Source organism: Lentzea aerocolonigenes (genome assembly GCF_000955955.1).
In the GTDB taxonomy this organism is placed as follows: Bacteria; Actinomycetota; Actinomycetes; order Mycobacteriales; family Pseudonocardiaceae; genus Lentzea; species Lentzea aerocolonigenes_A.
Window position 1 is genome coordinate 1 of record NZ_JYJG01000640.1, and the last position, 413, is coordinate 413.

Consider the following 413-nt stretch of genomic DNA (forward strand, 5'->3'; position numbering starts at 1 on the left):
GGCTGGACAACTTCACCACCGCGCTGACCGATCCCGAACTGCTGGCCGGCGCGGGCCGGGTGTTGCGCTACGGGGCGATGCTCGTGCCCGCGATGCTCGGTCTGGCACTGCTGTTCGCGCTCCTGCTGGACCTGCCCCGGACGCGGTTCAGAGCGTTCTCCCGGCTGGCGATCTTCCTGCCCTACGCCGTGCCCGGCATCATCGCCTCGCTGCTGTGGGGCTTTCTGTACCTGCCGAGCGTCAGCCCCGGCTACTTCCTGCTCAGGGCCGTGGGCTTCAGCGGACCAGACCTGCTGCAGGGCGACTGGCTGTTCCTGGCGCTGACGAACATCGCGGTGTGGGGAGGCACGGGCTTCAACATGATCGTCATCTACACGTCGCTGCGTGCCATCCCGCCCGAGCTGTACGAGTCC

The 413-nt window shown here is 67.8% G+C and carries 1 protein-coding gene; it reads left to right on the plus strand.

Annotation, left to right across the window (positions count from 1 at the left end):
• Positions 1-413: carbohydrate ABC transporter permease (locus UK23_RS53515; RefSeq protein WP_045318572.1), on the plus strand; the 413-nt coding region annotated here is incomplete at both ends.